This window comes from Bradyrhizobium sp. CCBAU 45394, from assembly GCF_028128655.1.
Taxonomy (GTDB): domain Bacteria; phylum Pseudomonadota; class Alphaproteobacteria; order Rhizobiales; family Xanthobacteraceae; genus Bradyrhizobium; species Bradyrhizobium diazoefficiens.
Window position 1 is genome coordinate 539,246 of record NZ_LBIX01000004.1, and the last position, 15,608, is coordinate 554,853.

General features: G+C 65.2%; 15 protein-coding genes. 6 read left to right on the plus strand and 9 right to left on the minus strand.

Going from position 1 to position 15,608, the window contains the following annotated elements:
- Positions 1–318 carry a polyhydroxyalkanoic acid system family protein gene (locus WN73_RS03255; protein ID WP_271551408.1) on the minus strand — a complete coding sequence of 106 codons (318 nt, stop codon included), beginning with the start codon at positions 316–318 and terminating at the stop codon, positions 1–3.
- A 181-nt stretch (positions 319–499) separates the two neighbouring features.
- On the opposite strand from WN73_RS03255, the gene WN73_RS03260 reads away from it, so the two are divergent.
- On the plus strand, positions 500–664 hold the full coding sequence (locus WN73_RS03260) for a DUF3309 family protein (protein WP_007595743.1): 165 nt from the start codon (positions 500–502) through the stop codon (positions 662–664).
- 113 nt (positions 665–777) lie between these two features.
- Here the strand turns inward: WN73_RS03260 and ligD are convergent, their stop codons facing one another.
- On the minus strand, positions 778–3,456 hold the full coding sequence (gene ligD, locus WN73_RS03265) for a DNA ligase D (RefSeq protein WP_271551409.1): 2,679 nt from the start codon (positions 3,454–3,456) through the stop codon (positions 778–780).
- Between the two features lie 116 nt (positions 3,457–3,572).
- Here ligD and ku point away from each other — a divergent pair, with 116 nt between their 5' ends.
- Positions 3,573–4,457 (plus strand): non-homologous end joining protein Ku, encoded by an 885-nt coding sequence (gene ku, locus WN73_RS03270; protein WP_271551410.1) that lies wholly within the window; start codon positions 3,573–3,575, stop codon positions 4,455–4,457.
- 111 nt (positions 4,458–4,568) lie between these two features.
- Here ku and WN73_RS03275 read toward each other — a convergent pair whose 3' ends face one another.
- The 7 genes from WN73_RS03275 to WN73_RS03305 all read right to left on the minus strand — a co-directional run bounded on the left by WN73_RS03275 (position 4,569) and on the right by WN73_RS03305 (position 13,057).
- Entirely contained in the window at positions 4,569–5,258 is a 690-nt protein-coding gene (locus tag WN73_RS03275; RefSeq protein WP_011089514.1) for a response regulator, read from the minus strand.
- Positions 5,255–7,978: a sensor histidine kinase gene (locus WN73_RS03280; RefSeq protein ID WP_060908708.1), complete on the minus strand. Its 2,724-nt coding sequence runs from the start codon at positions 7,976–7,978 to the stop codon at positions 5,255–5,257. Before WN73_RS03280 ends, WN73_RS03275 begins: the two co-directional genes overlap by 4 nt.
- A gap of 40 nt (positions 7,979–8,018) precedes the next feature.
- On the minus strand, positions 8,019–8,624 hold the full coding sequence (locus tag WN73_RS03285; protein WP_060908709.1) for a K(+)-transporting ATPase subunit C: 606 nt from the start codon (positions 8,622–8,624) through the stop codon (positions 8,019–8,021).
- Between the two features lie 177 nt (positions 8,625–8,801).
- A complete protein-coding gene (gene kdpB, locus WN73_RS03290; RefSeq protein ID WP_271551411.1) occupies positions 8,802–10,916 on the minus strand; it encodes a potassium-transporting ATPase subunit KdpB in 2,115 nt (704 codons plus the stop codon).
- A 65-nt stretch (positions 10,917–10,981) separates the two neighbouring features.
- On the minus strand, positions 10,982–12,685 hold the full coding sequence (gene kdpA, locus WN73_RS03295) for a potassium-transporting ATPase subunit KdpA (protein WP_011089518.1): 1,704 nt from the start codon (positions 12,683–12,685) through the stop codon (positions 10,982–10,984).
- Positions 12,686–12,797: 112 nt separating this feature from the next.
- Positions 12,798–12,887, minus strand: a complete 90-nt coding sequence (locus WN73_RS03300) for a K(+)-transporting ATPase subunit F (RefSeq protein WP_038965694.1) — start codon at positions 12,885–12,887, stop codon at positions 12,798–12,800.
- Between the two features lie 11 nt (positions 12,888–12,898).
- On the minus strand, positions 12,899–13,057 hold the full coding sequence (locus tag WN73_RS03305; protein WP_162185871.1) for a hypothetical protein: 159 nt from the start codon (positions 13,055–13,057) through the stop codon (positions 12,899–12,901).
- 433 nt (positions 13,058–13,490) lie between these two features.
- On the opposite strand from WN73_RS03305, the gene WN73_RS03310 reads away from it, so the two are divergent.
- From WN73_RS03310 to dapA, 4 genes are all read left to right on the plus strand, one after another.
- A complete protein-coding gene (locus WN73_RS03310; protein ID WP_271551412.1) occupies positions 13,491–13,958 on the plus strand; it encodes a hypothetical protein in 468 nt (155 codons plus the stop codon).
- 40 nt (positions 13,959–13,998) lie between these two features.
- Entirely contained in the window at positions 13,999–14,259 is a 261-nt protein-coding gene (locus tag WN73_RS03315) for a hypothetical protein (protein WP_271551413.1), read from the plus strand.
- A gap of 132 nt (positions 14,260–14,391) precedes the next feature.
- Positions 14,392–14,646: a hypothetical protein gene (locus WN73_RS03320; protein WP_271551414.1), complete on the plus strand. Its 255-nt coding sequence runs from the start codon at positions 14,392–14,394 to the stop codon at positions 14,644–14,646.
- A 25-nt stretch (positions 14,647–14,671) separates the two neighbouring features.
- Positions 14,672–15,589: a 4-hydroxy-tetrahydrodipicolinate synthase gene (gene dapA / locus WN73_RS03325; RefSeq protein WP_271551415.1), complete on the plus strand. Its 918-nt coding sequence runs from the start codon at positions 14,672–14,674 to the stop codon at positions 15,587–15,589.
- The last annotated feature ends 19 nt before the right edge of the window (positions 15,590–15,608 follow it).

Sequence of the window (15,608 nt, forward strand, 5' to 3'; positions counted from 1 at the left end):
TCACTTTCCCCCGTCCTTGGTCAGCAGCAACTGCCCGCGCTTGCGGATCGTCGCCTGCGCCATCTCGGCAAAGCGCTGCAACAGCCAGGGCAGCACGACTTGCACCTTGACCTGGTCGTCGGCGACGTCGACCTGGCCGGTGGCAATCTGCCCGAGTGCGCGGATGCGAAAGGTCATGCTGTCGCCGCTCCAGCGCTCCTCCTCCACCTGCATCACGGGAATGCTCGCCGCCGCGCGGCCAAGCCCGGACTTCAGCCGGTGCACCGCTTCCTCGCGGCCGAGACGATGGGGAATTGAAACGACAAGCGGTGCTGACATGGCCGTGCCCTACGCTGATTGAATCTCATTCATCATGCCGGCCCGAGCGGCAAAGGTTCCATGCAACTTGCACCTGTCGCCCCGTTTCAAAACCGGAACTTTAAAACCTGCGGCAAGTTGCCCCCGCACCAAAGGGACAGGTGCAAACGACCCTTTCAACAGAGGGCTGGAGGAGACTAGCATGTCTATCGGTACGATCATTCTGATCATTTTGGTCATCGCCCTGCTCGGCGGCTTCAGCGGCATCGGCGGCGGGCCGTTCTACGGCACCGGCTATTACGGCGGCGGCGGCCTCGGGCTCGTCATCGTCATCCTGCTGATCCTGCTGCTGCTCGGACGGATCTAGCCAAGTCGGTCATTCCGGGGCGCGCGCAAGCGCGAACCCGGAATCTCGCGCCGCAAACCTCTGGATTCCGGGTCTGCGCTTCGCGCAGCCCGGAATGACGTTTAAAAGAGCGACTACCTCATCTTCCCCGCAAGCTTCTTCATCGCGGCCTTGATCGACGCGGCCGCATCGTCATAGCCCTCCCACGCCTTGGAACGCGCCAGCAGGCCCGGCACCGTGCGCACCGTATATCGCTTCGGATCGAGATCGCCCTTCACCTGCGCCCAGGTGACAGGCATCGACACGGTCGCGCCGTCGCGGGCGCGGGGCGATAGCGGCGCCACCGCCGTCGCCAGGCGATCGTTGCGCAGAAAGTCCAGAAAGATCTTTCCGTTGCGCAGCTTCTTGGACATGTTGAGCAGATAGCGCTCGGGCTCGTCATCCGCCATCCATTGGCAGATTCCTTGCGCGAACGCCTTGGCCTCCTTCCAGCTCACCTTGTCGCGCGCGCCGTGGAGCAGCGGCACCACCACATGCAGGCCCTTGCCGCCGGTGGTCTTGCAGAAGCTCTCCATGCCAACGTCAGTGAGCCGCTGCCGCATCTGCTTGGCCGCCTCGACGACATCGGCGAAACCGACATCAGGCGCGGGGTCGAGATCGAACACCAGCCGGCCCGGCGTATCATAAGCATCAGGCGCGCAATTCCAGGGATGCAGCTCGAGGCCGCCGATCTGCGCGACCGCGGCGAGGCCCTCGACGCGATCGATCTGCAAATACGGCTTGCGATCGCCGGACACCTTGGCGAGCTCGAGCAGGTTCGAGGTGCCCTGCATGGCATGGCGCTGGAAGAATGTCTCGCCGCCGATGCCGTCGGGCGCGCGCAGGATCGAGCAAGGTCGCCCCTTCAGGTGCTCGATCATCCAGCCGCCGACCGCCTCGAAATAGCGCGCGAGATCGAGCTTGGTGACGCCCTCGCCGTCGCCGCCATCCGGCCACAGCTCCTTGTCCGGCTTCGAGATCACGACGCCCATGACCTCGGCAGCGCCGGCATCTTTCTTCTTTCCGGACTTCGCACGAACGCGCTTTCCAGCAGACGGCCTGGCGAGCTCGGTATCGGCGGGCGTCTCCGCCTCGACCTCCTCGGCCGGCTTGTCCTGCCGCAGCCCCTTGAACGCGGCCTGGCGAATGTTGCCGTCGGCGGTGAAGCCGGCGAACTCGATTTCGGCGACGAGCTCCGGCTTCAGCCAGTGCACGTCCCGCGTCTTCTTCGGCGCGTTCTTGCCGCCGAACGGGCTGTCGTTCGACGCCGCCTCCTTCAGGAGCGGCATGATGCGCTTGACCGTGTCGGCGCCGAAGCCGGTACCGACCATGCCGACGAAGACGAGGTGATCGCCGCGATGCACACCGGCCATCAGCGAGCGGAATTTGCCGTTGGTGGTCTTCCAGCCGCCGATCACGACCTCATGGCCGGCCCGGCATTTGGCCTTGGTCCAGCTCTCCGTCCGTCCCGACCGGTACGGCGCGTCCAGCTTCTTCGACACCACGCCTTCAAGCTCGAGCTTGCAGGCCGATTGCAGCACGGCGTCGCCGCCGCTCTCGAAATGCTCGACATAGCGGATCTGGTTCGATTTCCGCTTTTGTGCCTCCAGCAGCTCCTTGAGCCGCGACTTACGCTCCCTGAGCGGAAGGCGGCGATAGTCGCGGCCTTCGGCGAACAGGAGATCGAAGGCAAAGAAGATGAGGTCCTCGGTCTTGCCATCCGACAGCGCGGCCTGGAGCGAGGAAAAGTTCGGCGCGCCGTTGTGGTCGAGCGCGACAATCTCGCCGTCGATCATGGCCTCCGGCAGCGAATTCGCCTCCTTCGCGATGGAGGCGAACTTGTCGGTCCAGTCGAGACCCTTGCGGGTCTTCAGCGTCGCCTTGCCGTCCTCGATGCGAAGCTGCACGCGGTAGCCATCGAACTTGATCTCGTGGCACCAGCCGTCGCCGGCCGGCGGACGCTCGACCGGCGTGCAGAGCTGCGGCGCGACGAAATCCGGCATCTCCGAGACCGTCTTGGCGTTCGTAGCCGCCGTGGCACTCTTCTTTGCGGCCTTGTTTACGGTCTTGCCGCCCTTCAACGCCGCGCGTGGCGCCGGCGCGACGGTCCGCCCCTTCGTCTCCTCGACGCGGTTGGATTGCCACACAGCATCGGCCTTACCCTTGGCACCCTTCGCCAGCATGAACGGCTTTGGCGCGCGGCCCTTGCCTTCGGCGATCTGCGCCATCGCGCGGCCGGAGGCGACTGACTTGTCCTCGGCAAGGATGTCCTCGCCCTCGCGGGCAAATTCGTCGCGATGCTTGATCAGCAGCCAGTTGGTGCGCTTGCCGCCATCGCGATCGTTGCGCATGCGGACCAGCACCCAGCTTCCGTGCAGCTTTTCGCCGTGCAGCGTGAACTTCAGGTCGCCCTTCCGAAAACCACGCTCGGGATCATCGGCCTGCCAGGTGCCGCGGTCCCACAGCATGACCGTGCCGCCGCCATATTGGCCTTCCGGGATCGTTCCTTCGAAATCGCCATAGTCGAGCGGATGGTCCTCGACCTCGACCGCCAGCCGCTTGTCGTGCGGATCGAGCGAGGGGCCCTTCGTCACCGCCCAGGACTTGAACACGCCGTCGAACTCGAGGCGGAAATCGTAGTGCAGCCGGCTGGCGTCATGCTTCTGGACCACGAAGCGTCGCTGTTTCGAAGAGGCTACCGCGGCCTCGCCGGAGGGCTCAGGGGTCTTCTCGAAGTCCCGCTTCTGTCGATAGGTGGAGAGTTTTCGCAGCACGACCGGTCCCGCATCTCTTTCGGCTTCAAGCCTATCACGGCAAAAGTCCCATCCGGAACCAAAACCCGACGCGCCGGTTGGAGTTCCAAAACGCCTTGAAAACGCTGGAGAATGGAATGGCCCCCCGCGCCTATTGGAAGGGAACGTTGAAGCTGTCGCTGGTCAGCTGCCCGGTCGTGCTCTATCCCGCAACGACCGCCGCCGAGAAGACCCGGTTTCACATGATCAACCGCGAAACCGGCAATCGCCTCAAGCAGCAAATGGTCGATTCGGAAACCGGCGACGTCGTCGAGAGCGACCAGAAGGGACGCGGCTACGAGCTGCGCAAGGGCAAATACGTCGAGATCGAGCCGGAGGAGCTCGAGGCGGTCCAGATCGAGAGCAACCACACCATCGACATTGAGAGCTTCGTGCCGAGCGACGAGATCGACCAGCGCTACCTGGACCATCCCTATTACATCGCACCAGACGGCAAGGCCGCAATCGACGCCTTTGCCGTGATCCGCGACGCCATGAAGGACCAGGAGCGCGTCGCGCTCGCAAAAATCGTGCTTACCAACCGCGAGCATGTCATGGCGATCGAGCCGCTCGGCAAGGGCCTGCTCGGCACCACGCTGCGCTATCCTTATGAGCTCCGCGACGAGGGCCAGTTCTTCGACGACATCAAGAGTCCGAAGATCACCAAGGACATGGTCGAGCTCGCCGGTCACATCCTGCACACCAAGGCTGCGCATTTCGATCCGAGCAAGTTCAAGGACCAGTACGAGACCGCGCTGAAGGCGCTGGTGAAGCGGAAGGCGAGCGGCAAGACGATCAAGCTGCCGGAGCCGGAGGAGCGGCCGAGCAATGTCGTCAGCCTGATGGATGCGCTGAAGCAGAGCCTGAGGGGGCGCGGCGGGGGACGGCCGTCGGCCAAGTCGCATGGAAGACGGACGACAGGACGGGGACGAGCCGCGAAGAAGGTGCACCGGTCGACGGCGCGACAGAGGAAGGCGGGTTAGCTTGTCATTCCGGGGCGCCTCGAAGAGGCGAACTATGGTGCGCAATTGCGCACCTGAGAATCTCGAGGTTCCGGGTTCGATGCTTCGCATCGCCCCGGAACGACGGCTTAGTCAATCCCCCGCCTTCAGGCGGTACCCGATCCCCGTCTCCGTCAGCACATATTGCGGACGTTCCGGATCGGCTTCGATCTTCTGGCGGAGCTGGCGGACGTAGACGCGCAGATATTGCGCATCCGTCAGCTCGTCCCAAAGCTCCTTGAGCAGGAATCTGTGGGTCAGCACCTTGCCGGCGTGCTGCACCAGCACGCGCAGGAGGTCGTACTCCTTCGGCGACAGCTTGACCTCGCGCTCGCCGACCTTGACGATGCGGCGGACGAGATCGACGGAGAGATCGCCGGTGCGGAATATCGGTCGCTCGCCCTGGACCTGGAGCTGGTGCCGCAGCGCGGCGCGCAGGCGCGCCAGCAGCTCGTCCATCCCGAACGGCTTGGTCAAATAGTCGTCGGCGCCGAGATCGAGCGCCTGCACCTTGCCGGCCTCGTCGCCCCGGCTCGACAGCACCACGATCGGCACCGCTTCGTTGCGGGCCCGGATGGTGCGGAGCAGCTCGTGGCCCTGGATGTCGGGCAGGCCGAGATCGAGGATGATCAGGGCAGGCTCCTCGGTGAGCTTCTCCAGCGCAATCTTGCCGTTTGACGCTTCCAGGATCTCATAGCCCTGCGTCGTCAGCCCCATCCGCAGCAGTTTGCGGATCGGTGGTTCGTCGTCGATGACCAGAACCTTGATCGGGGCGGCACTCATGCGGCGGTATCCAATGCGTGGGTCTGTGCCGGAACGGGCAAACGGATGGTGAGGACCGCGCCGCTCCGGTCGCTGCGGTTGGCGGCCGAGATCGTGCCATGCATTGCCTCGACGAAGCCGCGGGAAATGGCGAGCCCGAGCCCGGTGCCGGGACGAACGTGATCGCCCTTCTGCACGCGATAGAACTTGTCGAACACGCTCTCGACCTCGTCCGGCGGAATACCGCTCCCCTCGTCGGCGATCTGGAGCACCACTTGATCTCGCTCGCGCTGGCTCTTGATCGAGATCGTCGTCTCTGCCGGCGAATACTTCGCGGCGTTGTCGAGCAGGTTGAACAGCACCTGCTCGAACAACACGGCATCCAGCTGGAGCATCGGCAGATCGGCGGCCAGCACCAGCTCGACCTTGTGCGCCGTGAGGATCTTGGCTGCCCGCCGGAGTGCGCTGCCGACGATCTCACTAAGATCATGCAGCGCCGTGTTGGGCACGATGGCGCCGGATTCGAGTTTCGTCATGTCGAGCAGATTGGCAATGAAACGGTTGAGCCGCTCGGATTCGTCGATCACGGTGGCCAGCAGGTCGCGCTTCTCGGTGTCGGACAAGGCACCTGCCAGATCGCGCATCGTGGAGGCGGCCCCCAACACGGAGGCGAGCGGCGTCTTGAGGTCATGCGAAATCGACGTGAGCAGTGCCGAGCGCAGCCGCTCGGATTCGACGGTGCGCTTGACGCGGTCCATGTCCTCGACCAGCAGCACGCGCTCGATCGCGAGCGCGCCCTGGTCGACCAGCGCGTCCAGCAGCCGGCGCTGGTCCGGCGTCAGCAACGGGCCGGTACGGTCGTTGTCGATGCCGATCACCCCGATCGGGCCGCGGCCGGTGCGCATCGGCAGGAACAGCCGCTTCGCGCCCGGCAGCGTGTCCGAGCCGCGACCGGCTGGGCGATCATTGCTCCAGGCCCAGTTGGCGGCGGCAAGGTCCGCCTGGTCGAGCTGGTCCTCCGGCGGATAGCCGGACTTCACCGTGAGCAGCCCATCCTCCGGCAGCAGCAGCACCACGCGAACCTTCAGCATCAGCGCGATCTGATAGGCCGTCGCCCACAAGACGTCGTCGAGTGTGGCGGTGCCGGCAAGCTTGCGGCTGAAAGCATAGAGCTGCTCGGTGGTCCTGATCCGGCCGATCGCGGTGTCGGCCTGCGTGCGCACGCGCGCGGCGACATTGGAGACGATCATCGCCACCACCATGAACAGGACAAAGGCGGCGACGTTGGTCGGATCGGTGATCGTGAAGGTGTAGATCGGCGGCAGGAAGAAGAAATTATAGGACAGCGAGGCCGCGACGGTGGCGAGCAGCGACGGCCACAGGCCATAGCGGACCGCGACCGCCACCACGGCCGTGAGCAGCACGAGGTCAACGTTCTCGATGCCGAACCTCGGCTGAATCAGCTCGGCAGCGCCGAGGCCGATCAGCACGATGCCGAGCGCCTTCAGATAGGGCAGCGGATCGAACGGCTCCGTCCGCGCCGCGGTCTGCACCGCGGTCTTGGGCGCCGCCTCGCCCGGCACATCGTCGCCGGCGATGACATGAACCGTGATATTGCCGGCACGGCGCACCAGGTCATGCACGACCGAGCCGCGCGTGATCTCGAACCAGCGCGAGCGCGTCGACTTTCCGATCACGATCTGGGTGACGTTGTTGCCCTGTGCGAAATTGACGACGTCGTCGGCGATGCGGCGGCCGACAGCGGGAATCGTCAGTGCCTCGCCGCCCAAGGCTTCGGCGAGCCGCAGCGTGTCGGCGAGCCGGTCGCGCTCCTCATCGGAAAGCTGGAGGGAGCGCCGCGTCTCGATCGAAATCGCGGTAAACGGCGCATGCAGCCGGTCGGCCAGCCGCTTGGTGTAGCGCACGAGGCCGGCGGCGCGCGGATCCTCGCTGACGCAGACGAGAATACGCTCGCCCGCGGCCCAGGGGCCGGCGATGGCATTCGCCTGCATGTGGGTGAGGAGCTGCTCGTCGACCCGTTCGGCTGTCCGCCGCAAAGCGAGCTCGCGCAGCGCGGTCAGATTGCCCGGCGAGAAATAATGCTCCAGTGCCCGCTCGGCCTGCTTGGGGACGTAGACCTTGCCTTCCCTGAGCCGCTGGATCAGGTCATCGGGCGTGAGGTCGATCAGTTCGATCGCATCCGCGCGGTCGAACACCGAGTCCGGCACCGTCTCACGCACCCGGACATGGGTGATCTGGGCGACGACGTCGTTCAGGCTCTCGATGTGCTGGATGTTGACGGCGGTGTAGACGTCGATGCCGTGGGAGAGCAGCTCCTCGACGTCGAGATAGCGCTTGGGATGGCGGCTGCCGGCCGCGTTGGTGTGGGCGAGCTCGTCGACCAGCGCGATTTGCGGCCGGCGCGCGATCACCGCGTCGAGGTCCATCTCCTCGATCGTCTGGCCGCGGTAGTCGAGCCTCTTGCGCGGGACGACTTCGAGCCCCCGCACCAGCGCCTCGGTCTCGGCGCGGCCATGGGTCTCGACGAAGCCGACCACGACGTCGATGCCGGCCTTGCGCTTGGCATGGGCACTTTGCAGCATCTCGTAGGTCTTGCCGACGCCGGGAGCCGCGCCGACGAAAATCTTCAGCTTGCCGCTCGCGCTTTCCTCCCGGCGCGCGGCTTCCAGCAGTGCCTCGGGAGACGGACGTTGTTCGGAATCGCGGCGCTCTCGGACCATTTTGCCAATATAATCATCTGCGCACCGGGAGCCTAGACCGCTACTTGGCGGCGGCGCGATCGAGCGCGAGATTCAACGCCAATACGTTAACGCGCGGTTCGCCAAGCAGGCCGAGCAGACGGCCCTGGACGTTGGAAGCCACAAGCTGCTTCACCGCCTCTTCCGGCATATTCCGGGCCTTGGCAACGCGCGGCACCTGGAATTGCGCGGCTTCCGGCGAGATATCCGGATCGAGGCCGCTGGCAGACGTCGTCACTAGGTCGACCGGCACGGCGGCGTTCGGATTCTCCGCCTTCAGCTTGTCCACGTCTTCCTTCAGCCGGTCGGCCAGCGCCTTGCTGGTCGGGCCGAGATTGGAGCCGCCCGAGTTGGCGGCGTTGTAGGGCGCCGAGACGGTCTTGGTCGAATCATTCGGGTCCGGCGCCAGGGTCGCCGAGGGGCGGCCGTGGAAATATTTGTCGTCCTTGAACTCCTGCCCGATCAGGGCGGAGCCGATCACCTTGCCATCCCTCTCGATCAGGCTGCCTTGCGCCTGCGCGGGGAAGAGCATGCCGACGATGCCGGTCATCGCGAGCGGATAAGCAAGGCCCGTGATGGCGGTTAACACCAGCAGGAGGACGATGGCGGGGCGGATTTCTCTGAGCATATCAAATCTCCAGTTATTTCGTCATTGCGAGCGAAGCATCTCTGTCGTCGTTCCGGGGCGATGCAAGGCATCGAACCCGGAACCTCGAGATTCTCAGGTGCGCAATTGCGCACCGTAGTTCGCCTCTTCGAGGCGCCCCGGAATGACAGAGAGAATTTGCTCCTCGCATGACAACGATCAGGCCAGGTGCAAGGCGACGACGACAAGGTCGATCGCCTTGATCCCGATGAAGGGAATGACGATGCCGCCAAGCCCGTAGATCAGCAGGTTACGTCGCAACAGTGCGCCGGCCCCGACGGCGCGGTAGGCGACGCCCTTCAGCGCGAGCGGAATCAGCGCGATGATGACAAGCGCGTTGAAGATGATCGCCGACAGGATGGCGCTCTGCGGGCTCGACAGGTTCATGACGTTGAGCACGTTGAGCTGCGGGTAGAACGCCAAAAACATCGCCGGGATGATCGCAAAGTATTTTGCGACGTCGTTGGCAATCGAGAACGTGGTCAGCGCGCCGCGCGTCATCAGCAGTTGCTTGCCGATCTCGACCACCTCGATCAGCTTGGTCGGGTTGGAATCGAGATCGACCATGTTGCCGGCCTCGCGGGCCGCCTGCGTGCCGGTGTTCATTGCGACGCCGACATCGGCCTGGGCGAGCGCCGGCGCATCATTGGTGCCGTCGCCGCACATCGCCACCAGCTTGCCCTTGGCCTGCTCGTCGCGGATCAGCTTGAGCTTGTCCTCGGGCGTTGCCTGCGCCAGGAAATCGTCGACGCCGGCTTCCGCCGCGATCGCGGCGGCCGTCATCGGGTTGTCGCCGGTGATCATGATGGTGCGGATGCCCATGCGGCGCAGCTCGGCAAAGCGCTCGCGGATGCCGCCCTTGACGATATCCTTGAGCTGGATGACGCCGAGCAGCTTGCCGTCCTTCGCGACGGCCAGCGGCGTGCCGCCGGCTTTCGAGATCTCGTCGGCGATGATCTGGATCTCGCGGCCGACCTCCGAGAGCTCCGCAGGCTGGATCGCCCGTGCGGTGTTGCCGGAAGCCACCGCCAGCGGCGCGCCGCCTCCGACATAGTTCAGCATGGCATCGACCGCGCCCTTGCGCACCGACGCGCCGCCGGCATCGACGCCGCTCATGCGGGTCTGCGCCGTGAACGGGATGAAGGTCGCCCCGAGCTCGGCCATGTCGCGGCCGCGAATGCCGTACTTCTCCTTCGCCAGCACGACGATGGAGCGGCCTTCCGGCGTCTCGTCGGCGAGCGAGGCGAGCTGGGCTGCGTCGGCCAGCTCCTGCTCGGTCACGCCGCGAACGGGGCGGAACGCGGTCGCCTGACGATTGCCGAGCGTGATCGTTCCGGTCTTGTCGAGCAGCAGCGTGTCGACGTCGCCGGCCGCCTCGACGGCGCGGCCCGACATCGCCAGCACGTTGAAGCGCACCAGGCGGTCCATGCCGGCAATGCCGATCGCCGACAGCAGCGCACCGATCGTGGTCGGAATCAGCGTCACGAACAGCGCGACCAGCACGACCACCGAGATCGAGCCGCCGGCATAGGCCGCATAGCTCGGAATCGTGACGGTGGCGAACACGAAGATGATGGTGAGGCCGGCGAGCAGGATGTTGAGCGCGATCTCGTTCGGCGTCTTCTGCCGCTCGGCGCCCTCGACCAGCTTGATCATGCGATCGATGAAGGTCGAGCCTTGCGCGGCCGTGATGCGGACGCGGATCCAGTCCGACAGCACCTGCGTGCCGCCGGTCACCGCCGAGCGGTCGCCGCCGGACTCGCGAATGACGGGCGCGGATTCGCCGGTGATGGCGGCCTCGTTGACGGAGGCGACGCCCTCGATCACCTCGCCGTCGGAGGGAATGGTGTCCCCCGCTTCGACCAGCACGATGTCGCCGACCTTCAGGCTCGTGCCCGGAACCAGCTTGAAGGCCTGGCCGGTGCCGGTGAGCAGCTTGGCCTGGCTCTCGGTACGGGTCTTGCGCAGCGATTCAGCCTGCGCCTTGCCGCGGCCTTCGGCGACCGCCTCGGCGAAGTTCGCGAACAGCACGGTGAACCAGAGCCAGAGGATGATCTGGAACGTGAAGCCGAGATTCGCGCCACCGGTGACGAGGTCGCGCAGGAAGATCACGGTGGTGAGCGCGGCCACGATTTCGACCACGAACATCACGGGATTCTTCACCATCAGTCGCGGATCGAGCTTGGTGAAGGAGGCACGGATCGCGGGCACTACGATCCTGGGATCGAGCATCGCCGATACGGCAGCACGTTTTTGCAGTTTCATCGTATCCATGGAGGTCACTCCAAACCAATCGGAAGATTGTCGATCAGAAGACTTGTCGATCAGAAGACTTGCGGTCAGAAGACTTGGCCGGCGTTCATCGCGAGGTGCTCGACGATGGGGCCGAGTGCGAGGGCCGGAAAGAACGTCAAGCCGCCGATGATCAGGATGACGCCGACAACAAGGCCGACGAACAGCCCGCCCGTGGTCGGGAAGGTGCCCGCCGACGGAGGGATCGATTTCTTGGCGGCGAGCGAGCCCGCGATCGCCATCGCCGGAACGATCATGAAGAAGCGGCCGACGAACATCGCGCTTGCCAGCGTGAGGTTGTAGAAGAGGGTGTTACCGGTCAGGCCCGCGAAGGCCGAGCCGTTGTTGCCGGTCGCCGACGTGAAGGCATAGAGCACCTCGGTGAAACCGTGCGGGCCGGCATTCGCCATGGAGGCAACCGCCGCCGGATAGACCACACCGACCGCGGTCCAGCCGAGATACATCAGCGGCAGCACCAGGATCGCGAGCATCGCCATCTTGACCTCGCGCGCCTCGATCTTCTTGCCGACATATTCCGGCGTGCGGCCGACCATCAGGCCGGCCACGAAGATCGCGAGCACGACGAACAGCAGCATGCCGTAGAGGCCTGCGCCGACGCCGCCGACGATGATCTCGCCGAGCTGCATGTTAATCAGCGGAATCATGCCGCCGAGCGCGGTAAAGCTGTCATGCATGGCGTTGACGGCGCCGCACGAGGCGGCCGTCGTGATTACGGCGAACAGGGAGGACGCGACGAGCCCGAAGCGGACCTCCTTGCCTTCCATGTTGCCGCCGGTCAGGCCCAGCGCATGCATGGTCGAGGTGCCGTTGGCTTCCGCCCAGTAGGTGACCGCGACACCGGCGACGAACAGCACGCCCATCACGGCGAGGATCGCCCAGCCCTGGCGCTGGTTGCCGACCATGCGGCCAAACACGTTGGTGAGCGCGGCCCCGAGCGCGAAGATCGACAGCATCTGCACGAAGTTCGACAGCGCCGTCGGGTTCTCGAAGGGATGCGCGGCATTGGCGTTGAAGAAGCCGCCGCCATTGGTGCCGAGCATCTTGATCGCGACCTGCGAGGCGACCGGGCCGACCGCGATGGTCTGCTTGGCGCCTTCGAGCGTGGTGGCCTCGACATAGTCGCCGAGCGTCTGCGGGATGCCCTGCCAGACCAGGAACAGCGTGTAGACGACGCAGATCGGCAGCAACACGTAGAGGGTACAGCGCGTCACGTCGACCCAGAAATTGCCGACCGTGCGCACCGAGGCGCGCGAGAAGCCGCGAATCAGGGCCATCGCCAGCGCGATGCCGGTGGCCGCCGACAGGAAGTTCTGGTGCGTCAGGCCGAGCATCTGCACGAGATAGGATAGCGTGCTCTCGCCGCCGTAGTTCTGCCAGTTGGTGTTGGTGATGAAGGAGATCGCGGTATTGAAGGAGAGATCCTGCGCCACCGCCGACTGCCCGGCCGGATTGAAGGGCAGCACGGCCTGGAGCCGCATCACGCCGTAGATGACCAGGAAGCCGCCGACATGGAACAGCAGCATGGCGACCGTGTAGGTCAGCCAATGCTGCTCGCGCCTCTCATCGACGCCGGAGATCCAGTAGATCCCGGCTTCGATCGGACGCAGCACCGGCGACAGGAAGGTCCGCTCGCCGTTGAACACGCGCGTCATGTACCAGCCGAGCGGCTTGGTCAGCGCGACGATAATGACGCAGAAAAGAATGATCTGGAGCCAACCGATCATGGTCATGGCATTAACCCTTCAGGCTTTGTGTCCGCCGCAACAGTGGCAGGAGTAGCGCAAGCAGGCCCGCGACGAGTGCGACGTCGGCCAGCAGCAATTCGGCAAGCAGCAGCACGGCTCAGAACCGCTCGGGCCGCAGCAGTGCATAAGTGAGGTAGAACAGGAGGCCGAACGAGACGGCACCGGCGAGCGCATAATCGAAAATCATGGTGTGCTCCATCACAGCCGTTCGCAGGCGTAGGTGTAGCCGATCGCGAGGGCAAAGAAGACGAAGCCCAGCGCCAGCATCAGAATGTCCATCATGGCGATACTCCTCAATGCGAGACGATCTCCGGCATTGCCCGCCGGCGGGCCGCTTGCTGCGGGCGAATGCAACACGTGTCTCTCCCGGCCGGGAAACGTCACCGCGCCGAAGTGCCACCGCGCACATAGGTTTTCGAGATGAGGCCTATGGCGACGTTATAGGAATCTCATAAAGGCCGGCCCGTCGTAGCCGCCGGCCGTGTGACACGGACGACGCATTCCAGGCGATCGTTCCAGGCAGGCCGCGCAGCGACGCAATCCACCAACGCTTTCGCCTCCCGTTGTTACGGCGGGCCGAGGCCAAGGTCTTTTCAAAAAGCCCTGCTTCTATAAGCCTCCACCTACGACCGAGACGGCAGGCGAGGATCTGTCGGTCTTACACGGAAGAATCCGGGCACTTATGAAATCCCTATATCTCTCGCCCGATCCCCATCTCGTTTTCAAATGCCTTCCCGGCCATCTTGGCAATGCCGGCCGACTGACCGACGCCAACTCCGGGAGGCCTGACATGACCGCCGCTCTCCGACGTTTCGACCCACCATCCCTCAGCCAGCGGCTTCACGCGGCGCCGGCGATGACGCGACCGCTGATGCACGACGTCATCGATTATGCTTGCCGGCGCATCCCCTCGCTCGGCCAGAACGAACGCACCACGCGCGTCATGCGCCTGATCGACGCCGAGGCCTGGGCCGATGCGGCGCTGGCGCTGATCGAGCTCGAGCTGCCGCTATGGCAGGTCCGCCGCATTGCCTATGACGAGGGCGAGTGGCACTGCGCGCTCTCGCGCGAGCGTGAGCTGCCGGACTGGCTCGACGCTGCGGTCGAGGCACGCCACGCCGACCTCGCACTGGCCTTGCTGTCGGCCTTCGTCGAGGTCCGGGCATTGGCCGTGGACGTATCGCGGCCGAGCGTTCCCTCCGTTCGTCCTGTGCCGGATCCGCTCTACGAGCCGGTCGCCTGCGACAATTTCGGCTAGAGCAGCCTGACGGGTTCACACCTTGTCGCAAGCTCCGGACATGCCGCACAAGCTGAGCCCGGCGCGCGTGATCGCACGCTTCGCCGTCCGCATCGCGCTGCTCGCCGCCTTTGCCGCATTCGGTAGCATCGGTTTCGGCCGAAGCCTTGCCGTTCTGCTCTGGATGTCGATCATCCTGTGCGCGCTCGCCGGCCTCGTCAGACGCGAAGCGCTGTTCGGCCCTGCCCTCAATCATTGGGACGAAGCTGCTGCATTCGGTGCGCTCTTCGCGCTGGTCCACATTGCCAATGATGTGACCTGAGCGGTCGGCTTTATGACCTTCCTATGAGATCACCGCGCACCCGCCCTCGAAATCATATTCGCGAGACGGGATATTGAGCGCGCAGGCAGGGACATGCATCCCGCGCCGGCGTCGTTCAGAAGGAATACATCCGTGAAACTCGTCGACCCTCCCTCGTCCACCTCCACCTCAACCATCGTCCTTATCGGCCGCAACCGCCGGGGACAATGGGTCGCGCAGGAGCAGAACGGCCTCTATGGCGGCTTGTTCGTCAGCCGCGCCCAGGCCGTCAAATATGCGCTGTTCGAGAACGGACAGCATCCGGAGACCATCGTCGAGCTGCCGCGCGAGATCGAGCTCGACATGGGCAAGAGCCCCAACGCCATCGTCTCGCGGCGCGCCGCCTGAGCCGGCGCCATCCCGCGAAAACGCCATGTTCACTCCTCCCTCTGCCTGGTTCACGGGCTTCATTCCGGACCTGCCGACGCCGTTCGACGCGGCTGACACAATCGATCTCAAGGCGTTCACCGCGCTCTGCGAGCGCCAGATCGCGGCTGGCGTCCCCGCGATCGTGGTCTGCGAGACGGCCGGCGAGGCGCCGACGCTCTCCCCGGCCGAGCAGGAGCTCGTCATTCGCGCCGCGGTGGACGTCGCCCGCGGCCGGGTGCGGATCATCGCCGGCGCGATGTCGAACGCGACCAGCCAGGCCATCGCGCTCGCGCGGCGCGCGGAGGCCGCCGGCGCCGATGCCGTGATGGCGGTGGTGCCGGCCTACAACAAGCCGATGCAGGAGGGGATGCTCGCGCATTTCCGGGCCATCGCCGGTGCAACCGGCTTGCCCGTGATCCTGCACGATATTCCCTCCCGCACGCTGCGCCCGCTCGCCGACGAGACGCTGGTGCGTCTCGTCGAGTCCCGTCAATTCGTCGGCCTGCGCCATGGAAGCTGCGACATCACCCGTCCGATGCGCCTCGCCCGGTTGCTCCCGGCCGGCTTTCGCCTGCTCTCCGGCGACGACGTCTCCGCCTTCGGCTATATCGCAAGCGGCGGCGACGGGGCGATCTCGGAAGTCTCCAACATCGCCCCCGATCTGTGCCGCATGATCTTCTCGCAGGTCAGGCAAGGCCGCTTGCAATCGGCACGTTACCTGCACAGGCGCCTCATCCCGCTCATCACCTGCCTCTCCAAGGACAGCCCGGCGGCGCTCAAGGGCGCGCTGAGCGTGCTGGGCCTGATGTCGCCGGCGACGAGGCTGCCGATCGTGCCGCTGGACGCGGCCGCGCAGCGGGAGGTGGTACGCGCCTTCGCCGCGATCGCCGACGAGGAGCTGATCGACCGCGTCGGCGCCTGACGCCTCGCGCAGTCGTTCG

What these genes read in the sequence shown, in the direction of transcription:
- WN73_RS03255 (WP_271551408.1), bottom strand. Translation starts at nt 318, where the DNA reads ATGTCAGCACCGCTTGTCGTTTCAATTCCCCATCGTCTCGGCCGCGAG.
- WN73_RS03260 (WP_007595743.1), top strand. Translation starts at nt 500, where the DNA reads ATGTCTATCGGTACGATCATTCTGATCATTTTGGTCATCGCCCTGCTC.
- ku (WP_271551410.1), top strand. Translation starts at nt 3,573, where the DNA reads ATGGCCCCCCGCGCCTATTGGAAGGGAACGTTGAAGCTGTCGCTGGTC.
- WN73_RS03275 (WP_011089514.1), bottom strand. Translation starts at nt 5,258, where the DNA reads ATGAGTGCCGCCCCGATCAAGGTTCTGGTCATCGACGACGAACCACCG.
- WN73_RS03280 (WP_060908708.1), bottom strand. Translation starts at nt 7,978, where the DNA reads ATGGTCCGAGAGCGCCGCGATTCCGAACAACGTCCGTCTCCCGAGGCA.
- WN73_RS03285 (WP_060908709.1), bottom strand. Translation starts at nt 8,624, where the DNA reads ATGCTCAGAGAAATCCGCCCCGCCATCGTCCTCCTGCTGGTGTTAACC.
- kdpB (WP_271551411.1), bottom strand. Translation starts at nt 10,916, where the DNA reads ATGGATACGATGAAACTGCAAAAACGTGCTGCCGTATCGGCGATGCTC.
- kdpA (WP_011089518.1), bottom strand. Translation starts at nt 12,685, where the DNA reads ATGACCATGATCGGTTGGCTCCAGATCATTCTTTTCTGCGTCATTATC.
- WN73_RS03300 (WP_038965694.1), bottom strand. Translation starts at nt 12,887, where the DNA reads ATGATTTTCGATTATGCGCTCGCCGGTGCCGTCTCGTTCGGCCTCCTG.
- WN73_RS03310 (WP_271551412.1), top strand. Translation starts at nt 13,491, where the DNA reads ATGACCGCCGCTCTCCGACGTTTCGACCCACCATCCCTCAGCCAGCGG.
- WN73_RS03315 (WP_271551413.1), top strand. Translation starts at nt 13,999, where the DNA reads ATGCCGCACAAGCTGAGCCCGGCGCGCGTGATCGCACGCTTCGCCGTC.
- dapA (WP_271551415.1), top strand. Translation starts at nt 14,672, where the DNA reads ATGTTCACTCCTCCCTCTGCCTGGTTCACGGGCTTCATTCCGGACCTG.